The sequence below is a fragment of the Corynebacterium sp. HMSC056E09 genome (assembly GCF_001813425.1).
Lineage (GTDB): Bacteria > Actinomycetota > Actinomycetes > Mycobacteriales > Mycobacteriaceae > Corynebacterium > Corynebacterium hesseae.
Genome location: NZ_KV812477.1, coordinates 54,922 through 75,471, shown reverse-complemented (window position 1 = coordinate 75,471; position 20,550 = coordinate 54,922). Strand labels below are relative to the sequence as shown.

18 protein-coding genes are annotated in these 20,550 nt (G+C 60.5%); 10 read left to right on the top strand and 8 right to left on the bottom strand.

What is annotated here, in order from left to right:
• Nucleotides 1-15: 15 nt before the first annotated feature.
• The 4 genes from sufC to HMPREF2912_RS00905 are packed head-to-tail and all read right to left on the bottom strand — an operon-like array spanning nucleotide 16 to nucleotide 4,111.
• Nucleotides 16-774, bottom strand: coding sequence for a Fe-S cluster assembly ATPase SufC (gene sufC / locus HMPREF2912_RS00920; protein WP_070524257.1), 759 nt, complete (start codon nucleotides 772-774; stop codon nucleotides 16-18).
• A gap of 27 nt (nucleotides 775-801) precedes the next feature.
• Nucleotides 802-1,992, bottom strand: a complete 1,191-nt coding sequence (gene sufD, locus HMPREF2912_RS00915) for a Fe-S cluster assembly protein SufD (protein WP_070683036.1) — start codon at nucleotides 1,990-1,992, stop codon at nucleotides 802-804.
• Nucleotides 1,993-3,438, bottom strand: coding sequence for a Fe-S cluster assembly protein SufB (sufB, locus tag HMPREF2912_RS00910; protein WP_070524260.1), 1,446 nt, complete (start codon nucleotides 3,436-3,438; stop codon nucleotides 1,993-1,995).
• Between the two features lie 22 nt (nucleotides 3,439-3,460).
• Nucleotides 3,461-4,111 carry a helix-turn-helix transcriptional regulator gene (locus tag HMPREF2912_RS00905; protein WP_246816447.1) on the bottom strand — a complete coding sequence of 217 codons (651 nt, stop codon included), beginning with the start codon at nucleotides 4,109-4,111 and terminating at the stop codon, nucleotides 3,461-3,463.
• 198 nt (nucleotides 4,112-4,309) lie between these two features.
• Here HMPREF2912_RS00905 and mptB point away from each other — a divergent pair, with 198 nt between their 5' ends.
• The 5 genes from mptB (at nucleotide 4,310) to HMPREF2912_RS00880 (ending at nucleotide 9,968) form a co-directional block, all read left to right on the top strand.
• Nucleotides 4,310-6,073 (top strand): polyprenol phosphomannose-dependent alpha 1,6 mannosyltransferase MptB, encoded by a 1,764-nt coding sequence (gene mptB, locus HMPREF2912_RS00900; RefSeq protein ID WP_070683033.1) that lies wholly within the window; start codon nucleotides 4,310-4,312, stop codon nucleotides 6,071-6,073.
• A complete protein-coding gene (locus HMPREF2912_RS00895) occupies nucleotides 6,074-6,994 on the top strand; it encodes an ABC transporter ATP-binding protein (protein WP_371441096.1) in 921 nt (306 codons plus the stop codon). It abuts the gene before it with no gap.
• Between the two features lie 45 nt (nucleotides 6,995-7,039).
• Complete coding sequence (locus tag HMPREF2912_RS00890; RefSeq protein WP_070683029.1) at nucleotides 7,040-7,801, top strand: ABC transporter permease; 762 nt, start codon at nucleotides 7,040-7,042, stop codon at nucleotides 7,799-7,801.
• An 82-nt stretch (nucleotides 7,802-7,883) separates the two neighbouring features.
• A complete protein-coding gene (locus HMPREF2912_RS00885; RefSeq protein ID WP_070683027.1) occupies nucleotides 7,884-8,894 on the top strand; it encodes a COX15/CtaA family protein in 1,011 nt (336 codons plus the stop codon).
• Nucleotides 8,895-8,996: 102 nt separating this feature from the next.
• The gene (locus HMPREF2912_RS00880) at nucleotides 8,997-9,968 is read left to right on the top strand and encodes a quinone oxidoreductase family protein (protein ID WP_070524523.1); all 972 of its coding nucleotides are present in this window, start codon (nucleotides 8,997-8,999) and stop codon (nucleotides 9,966-9,968) included.
• 19 nt (nucleotides 9,969-9,987) lie between these two features.
• Here the strand turns inward: HMPREF2912_RS00880 and HMPREF2912_RS00875 are convergent, their stop codons facing one another.
• Complete coding sequence (locus tag HMPREF2912_RS00875; protein WP_070683026.1) at nucleotides 9,988-10,932, bottom strand: heme o synthase; 945 nt, start codon at nucleotides 10,930-10,932, stop codon at nucleotides 9,988-9,990.
• A 340-nt stretch (nucleotides 10,933-11,272) separates the two neighbouring features.
• On the opposite strand from HMPREF2912_RS00875, the gene tkt reads away from it, so the two are divergent.
• From tkt to pgl, 5 genes are all read left to right on the top strand, one after another.
• The gene (gene tkt, locus HMPREF2912_RS00870; RefSeq protein WP_210396354.1) at nucleotides 11,273-13,348 is read left to right on the top strand and encodes a transketolase; all 2,076 of its coding nucleotides are present in this window, start codon (nucleotides 11,273-11,275) and stop codon (nucleotides 13,346-13,348) included.
• Nucleotides 13,349-13,392: 44 nt separating this feature from the next.
• Nucleotides 13,393-14,481: a transaldolase gene (tal, locus tag HMPREF2912_RS00865; RefSeq protein WP_070623470.1), complete on the top strand. Its 1,089-nt coding sequence runs from the start codon at nucleotides 13,393-13,395 to the stop codon at nucleotides 14,479-14,481.
• A gap of 130 nt (nucleotides 14,482-14,611) precedes the next feature.
• Nucleotides 14,612-16,144, top strand: a complete 1,533-nt coding sequence (zwf, locus tag HMPREF2912_RS00860) for a glucose-6-phosphate dehydrogenase (RefSeq protein WP_083303832.1) — start codon at nucleotides 14,612-14,614, stop codon at nucleotides 16,142-16,144.
• Between the two features lie 21 nt (nucleotides 16,145-16,165).
• Entirely contained in the window at nucleotides 16,166-17,098 is a 933-nt protein-coding gene (locus HMPREF2912_RS00855) for a glucose-6-phosphate dehydrogenase assembly protein OpcA (RefSeq protein WP_070683023.1), read from the top strand.
• Nucleotides 17,099-17,169: 71 nt separating this feature from the next.
• Nucleotides 17,170-17,931, top strand: a complete 762-nt coding sequence (gene pgl, locus HMPREF2912_RS00850; RefSeq protein WP_070683021.1) for a 6-phosphogluconolactonase — start codon at nucleotides 17,170-17,172, stop codon at nucleotides 17,929-17,931.
• A 107-nt stretch (nucleotides 17,932-18,038) separates the two neighbouring features.
• Here pgl and secG read toward each other — a convergent pair whose 3' ends face one another.
• The 3 genes from secG to pgk form a co-directional block, all read right to left on the bottom strand.
• The gene (secG, locus tag HMPREF2912_RS00845; RefSeq protein WP_070524288.1) at nucleotides 18,039-18,272 is read right to left on the bottom strand and encodes a preprotein translocase subunit SecG; all 234 of its coding nucleotides are present in this window, start codon (nucleotides 18,270-18,272) and stop codon (nucleotides 18,039-18,041) included.
• A 186-nt stretch (nucleotides 18,273-18,458) separates the two neighbouring features.
• On the bottom strand, nucleotides 18,459-19,238 hold the full coding sequence (gene tpiA / locus HMPREF2912_RS00840) for a triose-phosphate isomerase (RefSeq protein WP_070683017.1): 780 nt from the start codon (nucleotides 19,236-19,238) through the stop codon (nucleotides 18,459-18,461).
• 42 nt (nucleotides 19,239-19,280) lie between these two features.
• Nucleotides 19,281-20,498 (bottom strand): phosphoglycerate kinase, encoded by a 1,218-nt coding sequence (gene pgk, locus HMPREF2912_RS00835; protein WP_070683015.1) that lies wholly within the window; start codon nucleotides 20,496-20,498, stop codon nucleotides 19,281-19,283.
• Nucleotides 20,499-20,550: the final 52 nt, after the last annotated feature.

Sequence of the window (20,550 nt, the reverse complement as noted above, 5' to 3'; positions counted from 1 at the left end):
GCAGCCTGATGAGTTCTACTTGAGGAACTGCTCGTAGCCGTCCGCCTCAAGCTGATCAGCCAGCTCGGCGCCACCGGTCTTGATGACGTGTCCGTCTGCGAAGACGTGGACAAAGTCCGGGACGACGTAGTTGAGGATGCGCTTGTAGTGCGTGATGAGGAGGATGCCGCCCTTGGTTTCTTCCTGGTAGCGGTTAATCCCCTCGGAAACCACGCGCAGGGCGTCGACGTCCAGGCCGGAGTCGGTCTCATCCATGACTGCGAACTTCGGCTTGAGGATGTCCAGCTGCATGACCTCGTGGCGCTTCTTCTCACCGCCGGAAAAACCTTCGTTCACGGAACGGTGGGCGAAGGACTTGTCGATGGAGAGCTTCTCACGAGCTTCCGTGAGCTCCTTGTTCCACTCGCGCAGCTTCGGGGCCTCGCCACGAATAGCGGTCACGGCAGAGCGCATGAACTGCGACATCTTCACGCCCGGCACCTCGGTCGGGTACTGCATGGCGAGGAAGAGGCCAGCGCGGGCGCGCTCATCAACTTCCATCTCGAGGATGTTTTCGCCGTCGAGGAGCACCTCGCCCTCAGTAACCTCGTACTTGGGGTGACCGGCAATGACGTAGGACAGGGTGGACTTGCCGGAGCCATTGGGCCCCATGACGGCATGGGTCTCACCGGAGTTGATGGTCAGGTTGACGCCCTTGAGGATCTCCTTCGGCTCGCCGTCCTCCTCGTTGGGGAGCACCTGCGCGTGGAGATTCTTGATTTCCAAAGTAGACATTGAGTTGGTACCTGCTTTCGGGGAGTTTTAAGCGTTGATCTTGGCGAGCTCGTCGACGACGCGGGATTCCAGTTCCTCGCGCAGGGACTCGACCGGGATGCGTGAGATGACTTCGGAGAAGAAGCCGCGGATGATGAGGCGGCGTGCCTCGGCGGCCGGAATGCCGCGGGACATGAGGTAGAACAGCTCGAGGTCATCGAAGCGGCCCACAGTTGCGGCATGGCCGGCACCGACGATCTCACCGGTCTGGATCTCCAGGTTCGGGATGGCGTCTGCACGCGCGCCCTCGGTGAGAATCAGGTTGTTGTTCGTCTCATAGGTGTCCGTGTTGTTCGCGTTCTTGCGGATGAGCACGTCACCGACCCAGCAGGTGCGGGCCTCCGGTGTGCGGGAAGTGGAGCCAGCCTCGGCCTTCTGCGCGGCCGTAGCGCCCTGCAGCGCGCCCTTGTAGAAAACGCGGGAGCGGCAGTTCGGCACATCGTGGTCCACCAGCAGGCGGTTCTCGAAGTATTGGCCGGCGTCGGCGAAGTAGACGCCCAGCAGCTCGGCATCGCCGCCCGGGGCGTCGAAAACCACACGCGGAACGAGGCGCACAATCTCGCCGCCGAAGATGGCAGTGTTGTGGCGCAGGACGGCGTCGCGGCCCACCTTCGCAATCTGGTGGGACAGGTGGACGGCGTCATCTTCCCAGTCGGCGTCAACGACGACGGTGACGTGGGCGCCGTCGCCCAACACGAACTCAACATTGTCCGCGTGGGTGCCGGAGCCGACGTACTTGAGCACGATGGTGGCTTCTGCGTGGTGTCCCACGTGGATGGAGGTCGCACCAAAGGAGGTCACGCCCTCACCAGCACCGGTAATGGTGATCTCCACTGGCTTGTTCAACTGTGCCTCAGCGTCCACAGTGACAACGTGTGCCTCCGGCATGGAAGTCCAGGCCTGTGCGGCAACGCGGTCAGCAGGGGCGCCAGCGGTGCCGAGGCGGGCGTCGTCAGGCGCAACGGTTTCGGAGGTTACGCCTTCCGGAGCGGTGACGTCGATCTTCTGTGCGGTTGCCGGCGCAAACTCACCGTTGTGCAGGCCTCGCAGGTTGCGCAGGGCGATAAAGCGCCACACCTCATCGCGGCCATGCGGGACCGGGAAGTCCTCCACATTGAATGACGTGAACTGGTCACCCTTGGTGACGTCAGCAGGATTAAATTCGTTGGAAGCTACCACTTAGCCCACCGATCCTTCCATCTGCAGCTCGATAAGACGGTTGAGCTCCAATGCGTATTCCATGGGGAGCTCCTTTGCAATCGGCTCAACGAAGCCGCGCACGATCATCGCCATGGCCTCTTCCTCGGCGATACCGCGGGACATGAGGTAGAACAACTGCTCCTCGGAGACCTGCGAGACGGTCGCCTCGTGGCCCAAGGTGACGTGGTCGTTGCGGATATCGTTGTACGGATACGTATCCGAACGCGAGTTATTGTCCACCAGCAGCGCGTCGCACTCGACGTTGGCCGTGGAGTTGGCAGCATTGGCGTTGACCTGCACCAAACCACGGTAAGCGGCGCGGCCACCATTGCGGGCCACCGATTTGGACACAATGTTGGAGGAGGTGTTCGGCGCCATGTGGACCATCTTGGAGCCGGTGTCCTGCACCTGGTTGTCCGCCGCGAATGCCAGGGAGAGAACCTCGCCCTTAGCGTGCTCGCCGGTCAGCCAGCAGGAGGGGTACTTCATGGTGACCTTGGAACCGATGTTGCCATCGACCCATTCCATGGTGCCGCCCTCTTCCACCTTGGCGCGCTGGGTCACCAAGTTATAGACGTTGGTGGACCAGTTCTGAATGGTGGTGTAGCGGCAGCGGCCGCCCTTCTTCACGACGATCTCGATGACACCGGTGTGCAGTGAGTCCGAGTTGTAGATCGGAGCGGTGCAGCCCTCGATGTAGTGGACGTAGGCGTCCTCTTCCACGATGATGAGGGTGCGCTCGAACTGACCCATGTTCTCCGTGTTGATGCGGAAGTAAGCCTGCAACGGGATGTCCACGTGGACGCCCTTTGGCACATAGACGAAGGAGCCGCCAGACCAGCAGGCATTGTTCAGTGCGGAGAACTTATTGTCACCGGCCGGGATGACCGTGCCGAAGTACTCCTGGAGGATCTCCGGGTACTCGCGCACAGCGGTATCGGTATCGACGAAGATAACGCCCTGGGCTTCGAGGTCCTCACGAATCTTGTGGTAGACCACCTCGGACTCGTACTGGGCGGCAACACCGGAGACTAGACGCTTCTTCTCGGCATCCGGGATACCCAGCTTGTCGTAGGTCTCCTTAATGTCTGACGGCAGGTCATCCCAGGTTTGGGCCTGCTTCTCAGTGGAGCGGACAAAGTACTTAATGTTGTCAAAGTCGATGTCGGACAGATCCGGACCCCACGTGGGCACCGGCTTCTTGTTGAAAACGCGCAGTGCCTTGAGTCGGGACTCAAGCATCCATTCCGGCTCGTTCTTCTTCTCCGAGATATCGCGGACGACGTCTTCGCTCAAACCTCGGTGTGCTGCCTGGCCGGCCGCGTCCGAATCGTGCCAGCCGTAGTCATATCCACCGATGGAGGAGATGATCTCATCATCGCTCATCTTGGTCTCAAGCCCTGGTGCTGGTTGTGCCTGTGTCAAAGCCCGCTCCTTTCTATGTTGATTAGTCTCTTTCCCGTTCCACCGCAGACGGCGGGACAGGTTTTAAGGGGATATTCGTGGTGCAGATTCCGTGGCCATCCGCGATGGAGGCCAAGGGCTGCACATGTTTGCCTAATAGTGCGGAGAAAACTTCTTGTTCAGCTTCACACAACTCCGGATGCTCAGCCGCCACATGGGCCACCGGGCAATGGTGCTGGCAAATCTGTACTCCATTTCCCACCGATGTCACCGTGGCCGCATAGCCGTGTGCATCAAGCACAGCGGCTAGCTGGCGTGCCACCTCAGGTACGGATTCTTCTTCCTCAACCAAAGGGCGCACGTCTTCCACGAGCCGCTCGAAGCGGGCTTTGGCAAAGCGCCGGACCGCCTCGGGCCCACCCGCTTCCCGCAACGCGGTGAGTGCTTCCGCCGCCAGTTGGTCATAGGCGTGACCGAATTGGGCACGGCCTTGATCCGTGAGGCGAAAGTGCTTGGCGGGGCGACCACGGCCTGCCGACTGCCCGGGGCGGGCTGCTGGGCGGCGGTGTACAACCTCGGTGAGTCCTTCCTCCACCAAAATGTCTAAGTGCCGGCGTATGCCGGCTGCAGAGAGACCTAGGCGTTCACCTAAGTACGACGCCGTCACCGGGCCGTCCTTGAGAAGCAACAACATGACGTGGCGGCGAGTATCGCCCTCGGTCGAGCGAGTCTCCCTGGGTAACTCCTTCGTCACGGTGCACACCTCCTTGAGTGAATCATTCCCTGTTTAGACAACACTAGTGTTCCTTAATTCATTCCCAATTTCCACTCTTTCATTCGTGTCGCGGGCAGCTAGTTCCCGCTCACCACTGAGCCGCTAAGGTAGACAGTCATGAATATGGAACGCGACTACACCCGATCGGGGCGACTGCCCCGCGTCATCTGGGGCGTGCGCGATGAGCTTCCCCGCATGGGTGTTCCTGGTTCCCGTTCCGCGCTCCTTCACCAAGACTTCCCCGACTCCGCCGAGGGCGCAGATCACGCCGCGCTTGGCGACGCCCACCGCCGCACCATCTCCCAGCTGCGTACACTGTTCACGCTTCGCTGGCTCGGCACGATCGGCGCATTGCTCATTGCACTCGGCGGCCTGGGCGCCGGCGCGCTCCCAGTGGTGGGAAACCCGTATGAGTCCTTACCTTTCGGTTCACTCATGTCACGAATGCTGCAGTCCTCCTCCGCCATCGTGTTTATCGGTGTCGGTTTCATGGTGACCGCGTGGATTTGTATGGCCCCACTCGTGGGAGCACCACTGCGCCTGCGCAAGGCCGAACATAATCCAAAGCTAACGGGCGACGGGGAAGATACGAGGTTTAGCCACTCCCCCCGAGTGCTGACGCAAAGCCAGATGTGGCGAACCTGGCTGGGATGGGTACTTCCACTACTGGTCACCGCTCCCCTTTTCACCCAAGACATCTACTCCTACCTGGCCAACGGATCCATCGTGCTGCAAGGCCTCGATCCCTATTCCGCAGGCCCCGTGGAACTTTTGGGCGCAGATAATGACCTTGCCCGTTCGGTCCCTTTCATCTGGGCAAACTCCCCCTCCCCGTATGGCCCTGTGGCGTTAGGACTGGCCGCATTGGTCAGCTGGCTCACCCACGACTCCATCATCTGGGGTGTAGTCCTGCACCGAGTGTTTTCCCTCGTCGGCATTATCGCTGCTGGCTGGGCCATTTCACGTCTCGCCACCCGCTGCCGCGTGGCCCCAGAGGCAGCACTCTGGCTCGGCATCCTCAACCCCTTGACCATCCTTCACCTGGTAGGAGGCATTCACAATGAATCCTTCATGCTGGGGCTGGCTCTCGTCGGAGTGGAATTGGGTCTTCGGGCTGTCAACGATTCCCACGCCGCCCGTTGGCGGGTATGGGCACTGTTCATCGCGTCTGGCGTCCTCATTTCGTGCGCCGGCATGGTGAAGGTTACCGGCTTTATTGGACTTGGGTTTGTCGGGATGGCGGCTGCTCGCGGTCTCGTCGACAAGCACGGTGTGCCCGCCGTCCGGGCGGTCCTTGGCGCCGGTCTTGCCCAGCTGCTTCTGCTCGCCGTCTCTATTGCGGCAGTCACGATAGTCACAGGTATCGATATTGGATGGATCTTTGGTCAAGGCGGCGCGGCTACGATCCGCTCCTGGCTCTCTGCGACAACCTCCGTGGGCGTCGGCGCCGGCTTCCTCGGGATGCTGTTGGGTTTGGGTGATCACACCGAGGCCATTCTCAGCGTCACCCGCACTGTCGGCGTCATCATTGCCGCCGGTTTTATGCTCCGCATGCTGTATGCGACTTTCCGCGGAGCCATCCACCCGGTGGGCGGACTCGGTGTGTCCACCTTCGCGCTCGTGGTTTTCTTCCCCGTCGTCCAGCCTTGGTACATCCTGTGGGCGGTGCTGCCGCTCGCGGCGTGGGCAAACCGGCGCTTCTTCCGTATGGCGGTAATGATTTACTCCGGGTTGATGAGCTTCATCGTCCTACCGCGCGGGCTAGGCCTGCCCCCAGGCACGGTCTTCGTTATCTACTTGGCCGCTGTGGTGACGTTCGTAGCACTGATTGCTGCGGGGTGGGTTGCGTTGCGTCGAGCGGGCGTGCGTGTCTTAAACTAACTGCCTGTGACTAGATCGGCTCTCATCCTAGAAAACGTCATAAAGACCTATGGCGACGTCAACGCGGTAAATGGGCTGAGCTTCCGCGCTAATTACGGCGAGATTCTATGTCTGCTTGGCCCCAATGGTGCGGGCAAGACAACCACCATCGAGATGTGTGAGGGATTTAAGAAACCCACCTCCGGCCACATTGAGGTTCTGGGGCTTGACCCTGCGCGCACCCCTGACGCGGTGCGCGCCCGCATTGGCATCATGCTGCAGGGCGGAGGTTCTTATTCCGGAATCAAGGTTAAGGAGATGCTGCAACTTAGCGCCTCCTATAACGACAACCCCTTAGACCCGGAATGGCTACTGGATACCCTAGGGCTGCGGGCGGTGGAAAAGAATAGTTACCGCCGTTTGTCGGGCGGGCAGCAACAGCGGCTTTCTCTCGCCTTGGCCATCATTGGACGTCCAGAATTGGTCTTCCTCGATGAACCCACGGCAGGTATGGACGCGCAATCGCGCCTTGCCGTGTGGGATCTCATCCGTGCGTTGCGTGCAGATGGTGTGACAGTCATCCTCACCACGCACCTCATGGATGAAGCGGAAGCACTCAGCGACCGCGTGGTCATTATTGATCACGGCCAGCTCGTCGCCAGCGGCACCGCAGCGTCGTTGACGAGTTCCGCTGATATCCCACAGGTGAGTTTTGAGACCGCGACTCCAGTGGACCTTGAGGCGCTGCGTAAGGCAGGCATCTCCGCCGACGCTACCCGCCCCCTCCACTACCGACTCACCTCTTCGGTCAGCCCGGAGGTCATCGCAGAGCTCGCCACGTTCTTAGCCGCGCACGACGTTGTCCTCCGCAACCTGCAAACCTCGCACCGTAACCTCGAAGAGGCCTTCCTAGATCTCACCGGCCGCGAGATGCGCAGTTAGCCCGCATCTGACACCTACCACTTTGTTTGATCAAGGAGAAGCTCCATGAGCACCTTCGCACCCGGCACATTCAGCCCGAATCCGCAGCGCGTTGGCGTTGCCGCCATGGCCCGTGCCCAAGGGGCAATCGAGTCAAAGCTGATGCTGCGGCACGGCGAGCAACAGCTACTGAGCATCATCATTCCGCTCGCTATCCTGATCGGCGCCGCCAAGATGCAGGACAGTACGGGCCACGGCGTAGAGGAGATCTTCCCCATGGTCCTAGCCGTCGGCACTACATCCTCTGGGTTTACCGGCCAAGCTATTTCTCTGGCTTTCGACCGTCGCTATGGCGCGCTCAAACGAACGGGCGCATCAGGAGTTCCGGCTTGGGCCATCGTGGTGGGAAAGATCCTTGGCGTTCTTTCAATGGTGGTACTTCAGGTCCTTGTACTGGGCACAGCAGCTGCCATCCTCGGGCTGCGTATTACTGCCGGCGGTGCCGCCATCGGTGTGGTGGTGTTGGCGTTTGGTGTTGCCACATTTACAGCGCTCGGCTTGCTGCTCGGCGGGACCCTCAGCTCTGAGGCTGTCCTGGCGGTGTCCAACCTCATTTGGTTCATTCTGCTCGGCACCGTCGGCTGGGTGATGTATTCTCAGGGTCTGGGCGATAATGGGGTACTCACGCTCGTACCCACTGTGGCGATGGCCGGTGGGCTCGACATCGCTCTTAAAGGAGCGTTCCCTGTCTTTGAGATCCTCGTCCTCATCGGTTGGTCAGCGGTAGCGTCGTTTGCAGCGGTGCGTTGGTTCCGCTTCGAGGGCTAAAAGTGATTCTTCTCCCTTGCACGGCGTGACGCACATGCTGGTTTTGGTTCCGGAGCGGTGCCGAGCGGTAGGCTGAGTACCCGTGAGTACTGCCAACATTTCTTCTCAACGCACCCCTGTGCCTGCTACAAATCCTGCAGGACCCTCGCTGAAGACACAGCGCATTATCGCACTCGTCCTCTTAATCTGTCAGGCTGGCATTACAGTATCGGGTTCCATCGTCCGCGTGACCGGCTCCGGCCTTGGTTGCGTGACGTGGCCCAACTGCCACCCCGGCTCCCTCGTTCCTATCCAGGGCGCGGCCCCCATGCTGCACCAGGCCATTGAGTTTGGTAACCGCCTGCTGACCTTTGTTGTGGCGGCCGCGGCCATCGCCAGCATCGTGGCCGTTCACAAGGCGCAGCGCCGCAAGGAGCTCAAGGTCTATGCCTGGACGGGGCTCGCAGGTATCTTCGTGCAGGCACTCATTGGTGCCCTGTCGGTCGTGCTGAAGCTTTCTTGGTGGAGTGTGGCAATTCACTTCCTCCCCTCTATGGCCCTAGTGTGGATTGCGGCCATGCTGTTCTCCCGCATCAACGAACCCGATGACGGAACCCCTACTCGCCTCTTCCCCGCCGCCGTGCGCACGCTCGCGGTCGTTGCTGCGGTAGCGCTCTCCATCGTGCTTCTCACCGGTACCTTTGTCACCGGCTCTGGAACACACTCCGGCGACGCTGGCGTGGGCATGGAGGGGCGCCTCGGTGTCGATACCTATGGCATGGCCGTCATCCACGCTATCTGCATGTACGTCTACTTGGCGCTGACCCTCATCGTGGTCATCCTCCTTCACCGCACTGGTGCGCCCAAGGCAGCCAGGAAGGCCGGCTGGGTACTCATTGCCTGCATCGTCATCCAATGGGCTCTTGGCGTAACGCAGTTCTACCTGCACATTCCACGCTGGACGGTCCCCTTCCACGTTGGCATGTCCTCGGTGGTTACGGCCTTCACCGCCCTACTGTGGGCGCATGGACTGCGCCGCGTCCGCACCACTGAAATTGCTTCCTCCAGCGCTACTCAACCTGGTGTCGAAAGCAGCTCCGCAACCCAAAGCTAGGGCAACCCGGTAGGTGCTCACAGCGCCGTCTTCCCCACCACGCTAGGAGGAAGGCGGCGCTTTTGCTGCGCGGGGGCTGGGGTGTCGTTTAGCCTAGACACCATGCATGCTATTCAGGTGACCACGACCGGAGGGCCTGAGGTCCTCACCTACGCTGAGGTAGATTCCCCCACGCCATCGCAGGAGCAGTTGCTTGTCGACGTCTCCGTGGCCGGCGTCAACTACATCGACACCTACTACCGCGAAGGCATCTACAACGCCTCTGTGCCTTTCATTCTCGGCCTCGAAGGCACCGGCCGGGTTGTGCACGATCCCCAGGGGGAGATCGCCCCGGGCACGATGGTTGCCTGGGATCACGCATTCGGTTCCTATGCCGAGCAAGTCTGTGTGCCGCGCGACCGCGTGGTGGCCGTCCCGGATGAGATCCCGTCCGCCGTCGCAGGGTCCATGCTCCTCCAAGGCATGACGGCCCACTATCTCACCCACGGTGTATATCAGCTTGGGGAAGGCGCATCGTGCCTGATTACCGCCGGTGCGGGCGGCGTCGGCCTAGTCCTTACGCAGATGGCCAAGTCCCTCGGCGCCACCGTTTACTCAGTGGTCTCCACCGATGAGAAAGAAGAGCTGGCCTACGGTGCAGGTGCTGACTGTGTCTTCCGCTACAGCAGTGGCCTGGCCGAACAGGTACGCCGCCACAACGGTGGGCGTGGGGTTGACGTGGTTTACGACGGCGTCGGCAAGGCGACCTTCGGCGAGTCCCTCGAAGTCGTGCGCCCGCGCGGTACTGTGGCGCTCTTCGGCGCCGCATCGGGACCAGTCCCGCCCATGGATCCGCAGCTGCTGAATAAGCACGGCTCCATCTTCCTCACCCGCCCCTCACTCGGCGCCTGGACCTCCCAAGAAGGCGAGTTCCAGATGCGTGCTCAAGCCGTGGTGCAGGCTGTTATCGACGGCGAGCTTGACTTCCGCGTATCTGCAGAATATCCGCTTGCAGAAGCCGCTCAGGCCCACCGCGACCTCCAAGAGCGCAAGACCACCGGCTCAATTGTTTTGCGCGTGCGGGAGGAAGAATAGCTAGATAAACACTAGCTAATTAAAAGAGCGTGGCTGACCAACCCAGCATGCGCCCGATGGGCTCCCAACCCACGATGGCGTCGATGGACAGGCCGATGAAAAGAACTGACAGATAGTTGTTGGAGTAGATAAACAGGCGCATGGGCTTGACCTTTGCGCCCTTCTTTACTCCTTGGTGCAGGCGGATGGCCATCCACAGGAAGACCACACCGGAAGCCACCGCGGCCACCAGATAGATCCACGAAGCGGCCGGGATGATGAGGAAGGTTACGATGACCGTTCCGATTGTGTACCAAACGATTTGGCGAGTTACTTCCACTTCTCCGGCAACAACGGGCAACATCGGTACCCCAGCCTTGCGGTAGTCCTCTTTGTACTTCATTGCGAGTGCCCACGTGTGTGGTGGGGTCCAGAAGAAAATGATGAGGAACAACACCACGGCCTGCCACCACTTATCGGGCTCCCCCGCGGGCGCGTTATCCCGAATCACTGCCCAGCCCACCATGGCGGGCATACAGCCAGCGAGACCGCCCCACACGATGTTCTGGGAATTCCGCATCTTGAGGAACTTCGTGTAGACGATGACGTAGAAAAAGTTGGTCAACAGCACGAAGAACGCGGCCAGCCAAGAATGCGCCAGCACGCCCAGCCAAAAGACGGACAGCACCAGCATGACCCAGGCGAAGGCGGCGGCATTGCGGCGCGCAATGGTCTTGCGCACCAGCGGGCGAGCGCGCGTACGTTGCATCTTCTGGTCGATTTCATAGTCCACAACGTTGTTGAACGTGTGGGCTGCTGCGGCACCCATCCAGCCACCAAAGATGGTGGATAAGATGAGCCAGAAATTCGACGACACCGCCTCGAATCCACGCTGGGCCTGGAGCATAGCCGGGATTGCTGCCACGAGGAGGAGCTCAATGATCCTCGGTTTCGTTAGCGCAAAATAGGCCTTGATGGTCTCCAAGGAACAGTCCTCCGTAAATCCGGCACGTGGGTGAATGGCTTATTGGTCTGAAGTAGTGGTCGTCTGCTCGTGCTAGAAAGTTCCCAAGGACGTCTAGAACACATCCTGAAAACCTCGTGGCGAGAATCCAGATCATTCTCCGGAGAAAACTCGCCGGCCACTGGCCGATAGCAGGGAGCAACGGCGTCAACCATGCCAGATTACCGTCCGAAACCTGGTTTCTATAATCCCCCGCCGAGGATCGAAAAACCTTTACACTGATAAACGGTATATCTGTTTCCAGAAGCGAAGTGAGGTTTTCGCCGTGTCGCACGATAAGTTGTCCCCGGAACTGCAGGCTATGGTCCAGCGCCGCTACCCTTCGGACTGGAGTGACCTCGATACCCGCGCCGTGGATACTGTGCGCGTGCTAGCTGCCGACGCAGTCCAAAACTGCGGCTCCGGCCACCCGGGTACCGCTATGTCCCTGGCCCCGTTGGCCTACACGCTCTACCAACGCGTGCTAAACCACGATCCAGCAGACGTCCACTGGGCCGGACGCGACCGCTTCGTCCTTTCCGTCGGACACTCGTCCCTGACGCAATACATTCAGCTCTTCCTCGGTGGCTTCGGCCTCGAAATGGAGGACCTCAAGTCCTTGCGCACCTGGGGTTCCAAGACGCCCGGCCACCCGGAGGTGCACCACACCGACGGCGTAGAAATCACTACCGGCCCGCTGGGCCAGGGCCTAGCCTCCGCGGTTGGTATGGCAATGGCCGCGCGCAAGGAGCGCGGATTGTTCGACGCCTCCGCCCCAGCTGGCGAGTCTCCCTTCGATCACTTCATCTACGTCATCGCCTCGGACGGTGACCTGCAGGAGGGCGTGACTGCTGAGGCTTCGTCCCTGGCGGGTACGCAGAAGCTGGGGAACCTCATCGTCTTCTGGGACGACAACCGCATCTCCATTGAGGACGACACCAACATTGCCTTCAATGAGGATGTGGCCAAGCGCTACGAGGCCTACGGCTGGCATGTGCAGACCGTCGAATCCGGCGAGGACGTTGAAGCCATCGAGGCAGCCGCTGCTGCTGCCCGCGCCGAGACCTCCCGGCCTTCCTTCATCCGTGTGAAGACGGTCATCGGCTACCCGGCACCGAACAAGATGAACACCGGTGGCGTCCACGGCGCCGCCCTCGGTGAGGATGAGGTCGCCGCCACCAAGGAAGTCCTCGGCTTCGATCCCACACAGTCCTTCCACATCGACGAGGAAGTCCTCGCTCACACCCGCGAGCTGACTGCCCGCGGTGCACAAAAGCACGCCGAATGGCAGGAGAAGTTCGACGCATGGGCTGCGGCCCACCCGGAGGAAAAGAAGCTCTTCGACCGCCTCCAGGCCCGGGAACTTCCGGCTGACTTCGCCGCTGACCTTCCCACCTGGGAGGCAGGCGAATCTCTGGCCACGCGCAAGGCCTCTGAGGCCGCCATCCAAGCGCTCGCAGCCTCCCTGCCGGAGATGTGGGGCGGCTCCGCCGACCTGGCGGGTTCCAACAACACTGTCATCAAGGGCGCGGATTCCTTCGGCCCGGAGTCCATCACCACGGGTGCCTGGACGGCCACGCCTTACGGCCGCAACCTGCACTTCGGTATTCGTGAGCACGCCATGTCCGCAATCATGAACGGCATCGCGCTGCACGGTAATACCCGCGTTTACGGCGGTACCTTCCTCATCTTCTCCGAGTACCAGTACCCGGCTGTGCGCCTCGGTGCGCTCATGTCTACTGATACCTACTACGTGTGGACCCACGACTCGATTGGTCTGGGTGAGGACGGCCCGACCCACCAGCCGGTAGAAACCCTCGCAGCACTGCGTGCCATCCCGAATCTCTCCGTCATCCGTCCGGCAGATGCCAACGAAACTGCCCAGGCATGGGCCGCGGCGATGGAATACAAGGCTGCACCGAAGGGCCTAGCACTCTCTCGTCAGAATCTTCCGGTTCTCGAGGGCACCAAGGAGAAGGCCGCCGAAGGCGTTCGCCGCGGCGCCTACGTCCTCGTTGAAGCGTCGAAGGAAACCCCGGACGTCATTCTCCTCGCCACCGGTTCCGAGGTTCAGCTCGCGGTAGAAGCCGCCAAGCAGCTCGAGACTGAAGGCACGGCAACGCGCGTTGTCTCCGCTCCGTGCCTGGAGTGGTTCGACGAGCAGGACGCCTCCTACCGCGAATCGGTCCTTCCCTCCTCAGTCCGCGCTCGCGTCTCCGTGGAGGCTGGCATCTCGATGCCGTGGCACAAGTACACCGGTACTTTCGGCCGCACTGTATCCCTGGAACACTTCGGTGCCTCCGCACCGGCGGCGGAGCTCTTTGAGAAGTTCGGCTTCACCGCCGACGCTGTTGCCGACGCCGCCCGGGAATCACTGAACGCTGCCAAGGAAAGCTAGTTTCCCGTTCCGAGTTCTCACCACGAAAGGATCTGCACAACACCATGACGCATATTGATGAATTGGCTCGCCTCGGGACGTCGACCTGGCTCGACGATCTTTCCCGCGAGCGCCTAGACTCCGGCAATCTTCGTGAGCTCTTGGACACCAAGTCCATCGTGGGCGTCACCACGAACCCAGCCATCTTTGCCGCGGCAATGTCCTCCGGCACCTCCTATGACGCCGACATCGCAGCGCTGAAGGAAAAGTCCGCTGCCGCAGATGAGGCGGTGTACTCGCTGGCAATCGACGATGTCCGCAACGCATGCGATATCTTCACTGAGATTTACGAGAAGTCGGGCGGGCGCGACGGCCGCGTCTCCATCGAGGTTGACCCACGCATCTCCGCCGATGCAGACGCAACCTTGAAGCAGGCGCGCGAATTGTGGGCCAAGGTTGACCGCCCCAACCTCATGATCAAGATTCCGGCTACGGAAGGCTCCCTACCAGCCATCACCGAGGCGCTTGCGGAAGGTATCTCCGTCAACGTCACCCTAATCTTCTCCGTAGAGCGTTATGCCCACGTCATCGCTGCGTACAAGGAGGGAATCAAGCGCGCTGCCGAGGCTGGCAAGGACGTCTCCACGATTCATTCCGTGGCATCCTTCTTCGTCTCCCGCCTGGATACCGAAGTGGACAAGCGCCTCGAGCTGATCGGCACTGAGGAGGCCCTCGCACTGCGTGGAAAGGCCGGGGTTGCCAACGCCCAGCGTGCCTATGCCCTGTTCCTCAAGGAATTCAAGGAGCCAGGCGCACACCTGCCGTCTGGTGCACACCCGCAGCGCCCCCTGTGGGCGTCGACGGGCGTCAAGAACCCCGACTACCCCGCCACGCTGTACGTCTCCGAGCTAGCTGGCCCAGATACCGTCAACACAATGCCGGAGAAAACCATCGATGCCGTTCTCGAACAGGGCAACCTGCACGGCGACGCTCTCAGTGACTCTGCTGAGCAGGCAGAGAACGTGTGGTCACAACTGAAGGCAGTCGGCATCGACTTCGACGATGTTTTTGCTGTGCTGGAGAAGGAGGGCGTCGACAAGTTCGTCAACGCCTGGGAGGAATTGCTTGCCTCCATGACTGATCGCCTCTCCTAATCGAACGTGAATTCTTGACCGCCTACAATCGCCGCGCGCACCGCAAATGGCCATGCAACTATGGTCGGCGGGGCGCGTGTCGCTATGCTGGGCTGTTGGACTTACCTCACACAGACCGAAAGGACACTTAGTGAGCACTAGCAGCGCGTGGGTCAACCCGTTGCGCAACTCGAAGGATAAGCGCCTGCCACGCATCGCCGGCCCCTCTGGCATGGTGATTTTCGGCGTCACGGGTGACTTGGCGCGCAAGAAGCTCCTCCCCGCCATCTACGACTTGGCCAACCGCGGATTGCTTCCGGCAGGCTTCACTTTGGTCGGCTACGGCCGTCGCGACTGGGACAAGCAGGCATTCTGTGACTATGTCCGCGAGGCCGCCGAAGCAGGTGCGCGAACCACCTTCAACCAGCATGTGTGGGAGCACCTTGCCAAGGGAATCGAGTTTGTGCAGGGCAACTTCGATGACGCCGGCTTTGACAAGCTTTCTGCGCGGCTGGCGGAGCTCAATGACTCCCGCGGCACGGGTGGAAACTGGGCCTACTATCTTTCGGTACCGCCGGAGTTTTTCTCCGATATTTGCCACCAGCTTGAGCGCGTCGGTATGGCCGATAGCACGGATAATTCCTGGCGCCGCGTCATCATTGAAAAGCCATTCGGACACGATCAGGCTTCCGCGCGCGAGCTCAACGAGATTGTCAACGCCGTCTTCCCTGAGTCCTCGGTTTTCCGCATCGACCATTACCTGGGCAAGGAAACGGTCCAAAACATCATGGCCCTGCGCTTTGCCAACCAGATTTTCGAGCCAATGTGGAATGCGCATTACATCGATCACGTGCAGATCACGATGGCTGAGGACATCGGGCTGGGCGGGCGTGCCGGCTATTATGACGGCATCGGCGCCGCGCGCGACGTCATCCAAAACCACCTCCTCCAATTGCTTGCTCTCGTAGCAATGGAGGAGCCCTCCTCCTTCGACCCCGAGGCTCTTCAGGCGGAAAAGATTAAGGTGCTGCGAGCCACCAACGCCGTGCATCCGCTGAACAAGACCACTGCGCGTGGCCAATACTCCGCCGGCTGGCAGGGATCGCAATATGTCAAAGGCCTCCGGGAGGAAGAGGGTTTTGATCCGGAATCCACGACGGAAACCTATGCAGCCTGCACTCTTGAGGTCAATTCCCGCCGCTGGGCGGGCGTTCCTTTCTACCTGCGCACTGGCAAACGCCTAGGCCGCCGTGTGACTGAAATTGCGCTCGTGTTTAAGACAGCACCCCACCAGCCTTTTGATCAAGGCCAAGCTGAGGCTCTAGGCCAGAATGCCGTGGTGATCCGCGTTCAGCCAGATGAGGGCGTCACCATGCGCTTTGGTTCCAAAGTCCCCGGATCCACGATGGAGGTCCGTGATGTCAACATGGACTTCGCGTATGCCGAGGCCTTTACGGAGGAATCTCCCGAGGCCTATGAGCGCCTGATTCTCGACGCCCTCCTTGACGAGTCTTCCCTCTTCCCCACCAATGAAGAGGTTGAGTTGTCTTGGTCCATCCTCGATCCCATCATTGAATACTGGTCCAACATTGGTCAGCCGGAGCAATACCGCGCCGGCACGTGGGGACCGGAGTCTGCCGATAAAATGCTGCGCCGCCGGGGACATTCCTGGCGTCGTCCGTAGGTCCCTAGGAGGAATGGCTTAATGATTATCCCCTTGCCCGATACGACTACGCGCAAGATCTCCAAGAAGCTCGTGGAAATGCAGGAGCATTACACGCTCACGACAGGCCGCGTCCTCACCCTCATCGTCATGACTGAGGAGGGCGATGACCTAGACAACCTTCTCGCCTCGGTTCGTGATGCCTCCCACGAGCACCCTTCTCGCGTCATCGTGATTGCCACAGGTTCCTTGGAGGAAGAGACGCGGCTCGACGCCGAGCTGCGCGTGGGCGGCGAAGCGGGCGCTTCCGAAATCGTCGTGATGCACCTGCACGGCGCGCTAGCGGACCAAGCGGAGTCCGTGGTTACTCCCCTTCTTCTTCCCGATACCCCAATCGTGGCATGGTGGCCCACCGCGTGCCCGCCGTCACCAGCCGCGGTGCCCATCGGCGCACTCGCCCAACGCCGCATTACGAACGTGGCTTTCGGCAGCGGCGTTGACCAGTATGACCTGCACGTGTTGTCTTCGGGCTACACGCCTGGTGATTCCGACATGTCGTGGGGCGCTATTACCCTGTGGCGAGGCATCGTAGCCTCGGCGCTTGACCGTCACCCCCATGAGCCGGTCACTTCCGTCGAAATTTCTGGTGCTGAGCACCACGCTGCAGTCGACTTTGCAGCTGGCTGGCTTCTCGACGCCCTCTCCGTCCCCGTCACCCGCACCGTCTCGGACTGCGCCGCGGGTCCTTTCCCGATCTCCTCGGTAGTCTTCCGCCGCCCCACTGCAGATGTCAGCGTGACCGTTGTCGATTCCGAGACGGTCAGGGTCAGCGTTCCCGGCTCCCCAGAGTCCCTCGTAAGCCTCACCGTACGTTCCGAAGCGGAAGTACTCTCAGAGGAACTCCGCCACCTCGACGCAGATAAGACATACGCCCATTCTCTCCGCGCTTTAGCTCGAGTGGACTACAGTGTGTAGTCGTAAACTTTTCTTTTTCACCTAGACCCCTAGACCCCTAGACACAGCATTCACAAGGATCTTTCTGCACTATGGTCACGCTTCGCCGCGTTAGCGACATCGATGAGCTCATATCCTCCGCCGCACTCGCCTTTATTGAGACGGTTGCGGCGGTTCAAGCCCCGGGCGGAGGCCTTCACAAAGACGGAGTAGCCCGCGTAGTCCTCACCGGTGGCGGTGCAGGCATTGGTGTCTTGCGCGAATTGGCTCGCCTTGCTCACGCCGCCCAGCAGCAAGGAACCGACTTCCCTGCCCTCTCGGTGGACTGGACGCGAGTCTATGTCTTCTTCGGCGACGAGCGCAACGTGCCGGTCAGTGATCCTGATTCCAACGAGGGCCAAGCCCGCGAAGCTCTCCTGAGCCAGGTCGGCGTTCCCGAGCGCCATATCCACGGCTATGACTTGGGCGCCGTGTCCATGGAACACGCCGCCCAGGCTTATGAAGGCGAGATTCGTGAATTCGCACCTGAGGGTTTTGATCTGCATCTCCTCGGCATGGGACACGAAGGCCATATCAATTCCCTCTTCCCGCATTCGGTGGCAGTCTACGAGGACTCGGACTATGCATTCGCAGTCCACGATTCCCCGAAGCCACCTTCGGAGCGTGTCACGCTAACCTATCCCGCGATCAACCGCTCTCAGCGCATTTGGTTCCTTGTCTCCGGCGAGGAAAAAGCCGAGGCGGTATCACACCTCGTTGCTGGCGCTACCGCAGAAGACTGGCCGGCCGCTGGCGCCCAGGGAACAGAAGAGACCCTGCTTTTCGTGAGCGAAGACGCCGCGCAGAAGCTCTAACAACGCGTGCGCGCAACCCGAGAAAACCTATAACGCCGCGTGTCCCCTCGACGTGAGGAGGCACGCGGCGTTAATCGTGTCCGGAGCCGGAGGCTCGTCAGCGGCCTTTAGCTATAAGCCTGCAGCAGGTTCAGGGCTACGATGCAGGCGAGCCAGATGACCACCATGACCACGGTATAGCGGTCGAGGTTCTTTTCCACCACGGTGGAACCAGACAGGTTGGACTGTACGCCGCCGCCAAAGAGGCTGGACAGGCCGCCGCCCTTACCTTTGTGCAGCAGCACGAAGATAGACATCAAGATTGCGGCAATCACGAGGATGATTTCCAGTGCCAAGATCATGAAATAGTTCCTTGTTGTACGCGTTCAAACGGTTAGTGTGGCGCGTGAAGGTGTGCATCACTTTCACGCTGGAAAAGGGGCGCCAGCGAACGGGCGCAATAAACCTTGATGATACACCACGTGACGGGCCAGAAACCATTCCGACCCGCCACGACAGAGTGGTGCAGATGCGATCAGCTGGGAGGACTAAGCGCCCTGTGCAGCGTTAGCCGCCAACTTGGCAAACTCCTCGCCCTTCAGGGATGCACCGCCGACGAGGCCGCCGTCTACATCAGGCTTGCCCACGATTTCTGCGATGGAGTCGACCTTGACGGAACCACCGTAGAGAATGCGGATGCCTTCGGCCACTTCATCGCCACCCAGCTCGCGAACGAGCTCACGGATAGCGGCGCACACTTCCTGTGCGTCATCAGCGGAGGCAACCTTACCGGTGCCGATTGCCCACACGGGCTCGTATGCGATGACGGTTTTGGCAAGATCCTCTGCGGAAAGCCCCTGCAGGGAGTTGCGCGTCTGGGTGACCACGTAGTCGACGTGGGTGCCAGCCTCGCGCACGTTGAGGGGTTCGCCGACGCACACAATCGGGCTGATTCCGTTGGCCAGCGCCGCTGCAGCCTTTTCCGCAACGAGCTGGTCGGTCTCGCCATGGTACTGACGGCGCTCGGAGTGGCCTACGACTGCCCACGAGCAGCCCAAGGCGGACAGCATCTTGCCGGATACTTCACCGGTGTAGGCGCCAGACTCGTGCTTGGAAATATCCTGTGCGCCATAGGTGAACTGGAGGTCGTCGCCGTCGACAAGCGTTTGCACAGTGCGGATATCAGTGAACGGGACCATGAAGGCCACGTCGACCTTTTCGTAGTAGTCCTTCGGCAGAGAGAAGGCGAACTTCTGCAGGGAGCTGATGGCTTCCTTGTGGTCGAGGTTCATCTTCCAGTTACCAGCAATAAGCGGGGTACGTGCCATGATTAGCCTTTCTAGATCAGACTGTGTTGACGGTGTATATGACTAGGATTCCAGGACCTTAACGCCCGGCAGCTCCTTGCCCTCCAGGAACTCCAAGGAAGCGCCGCCGCCCGTGGAAATGTGGGAGAAGCCTTCTTCGTCGAGGCCGAGCAGGCGGACGGAGGCTGCGGAGTCGCCACCGCCAACGACGGTGAAGGAGCCGTTCTTCGCGGTGGCGTCGATGATGGACTGAGCGACACCTGCGGTGCCCTTGGAGAAGGCCTCCATCTCGAACACGCCCATCGGGCCGTTCCAGAAGACGGTCTTGGAGGAAGCGATGACCTCGTCGAACTTCTTTACAGACTCCGGTCCAATATCGAGGGACATCCAGCCCTCCGGAATTCCGTCGAGTGCAACGACCTTGTTCTCTGCGTCAGCGTTGAACTCGGTTGCAGCAACGAGGTCGACCGGCAGGACGATCTTGTCGCCAAAGCGCTCGAGCAGCTCCTTGCAGTTGTCAATCTGGTCTTCCTGCAGCAGGGAATTCTGAACGTTGTAGCCCTTAGCAGCCAGGAGCGTGTAGCACATGCCGCCGCCGATGATGACCTTGTCGGCCTTGCCAGCAAGGGCTTCGATCACACCGAGCTTGTCGGAAACCTTAGCGCCGCCGAGTACGACAACGTACGGGTGCTCAGGATTCTCAGCCACTGCTGCGAGGGTCTCCACTTCCTTCTGAACCAGCTTGCCGGCGTAGGCAGGCAGGCGCTTGGCGACGTCATACACCGAAGCCTGTGCGCGGTGGACGACGCCAAAGCCATCAGAAACGAAGGCGCCATTATCCGCAGCGAGTGCAACGAGCTCATCGGCAAAGGCCCCACGCTCGGCCTCGTCCTTGGAGGTTTCGCGAGGATCGAAGCGAACATTCTCGAGCAGCAGGACATCGCCATCATTGAGGCCGTTGGCGCGCTCATGGGCATCCTCGCCGCTGACGTCGCCGGCCAGGGCAACGTACTGGCCCAGGGCCTCAGACAGTGCCTCAGCAACCGGTGCCAGGGAGTACTTCGGGTTGACCTCGCCCTTCGGGCGGCCCAAATGCGCGGACAGGATGACCTTGGCTCCGCCTTCGATCAGTGCCTTGATGGTCGGCAACGAGGCGGTGATACGGCCAGAGTCGGTGATGTTTCCCTCGTCATCGAGCGGAACGTTGAAGTCCGAACGAACAAGGATGTGACGGCCGGAAACGCCTTCTGCGAGCAAGTCGTCCACAGTCTTGAAAGCCATAGTGTTCTCCTTAAAGGTAGGTATTCAAGCTAAAGGTTAATGCTATTCAATT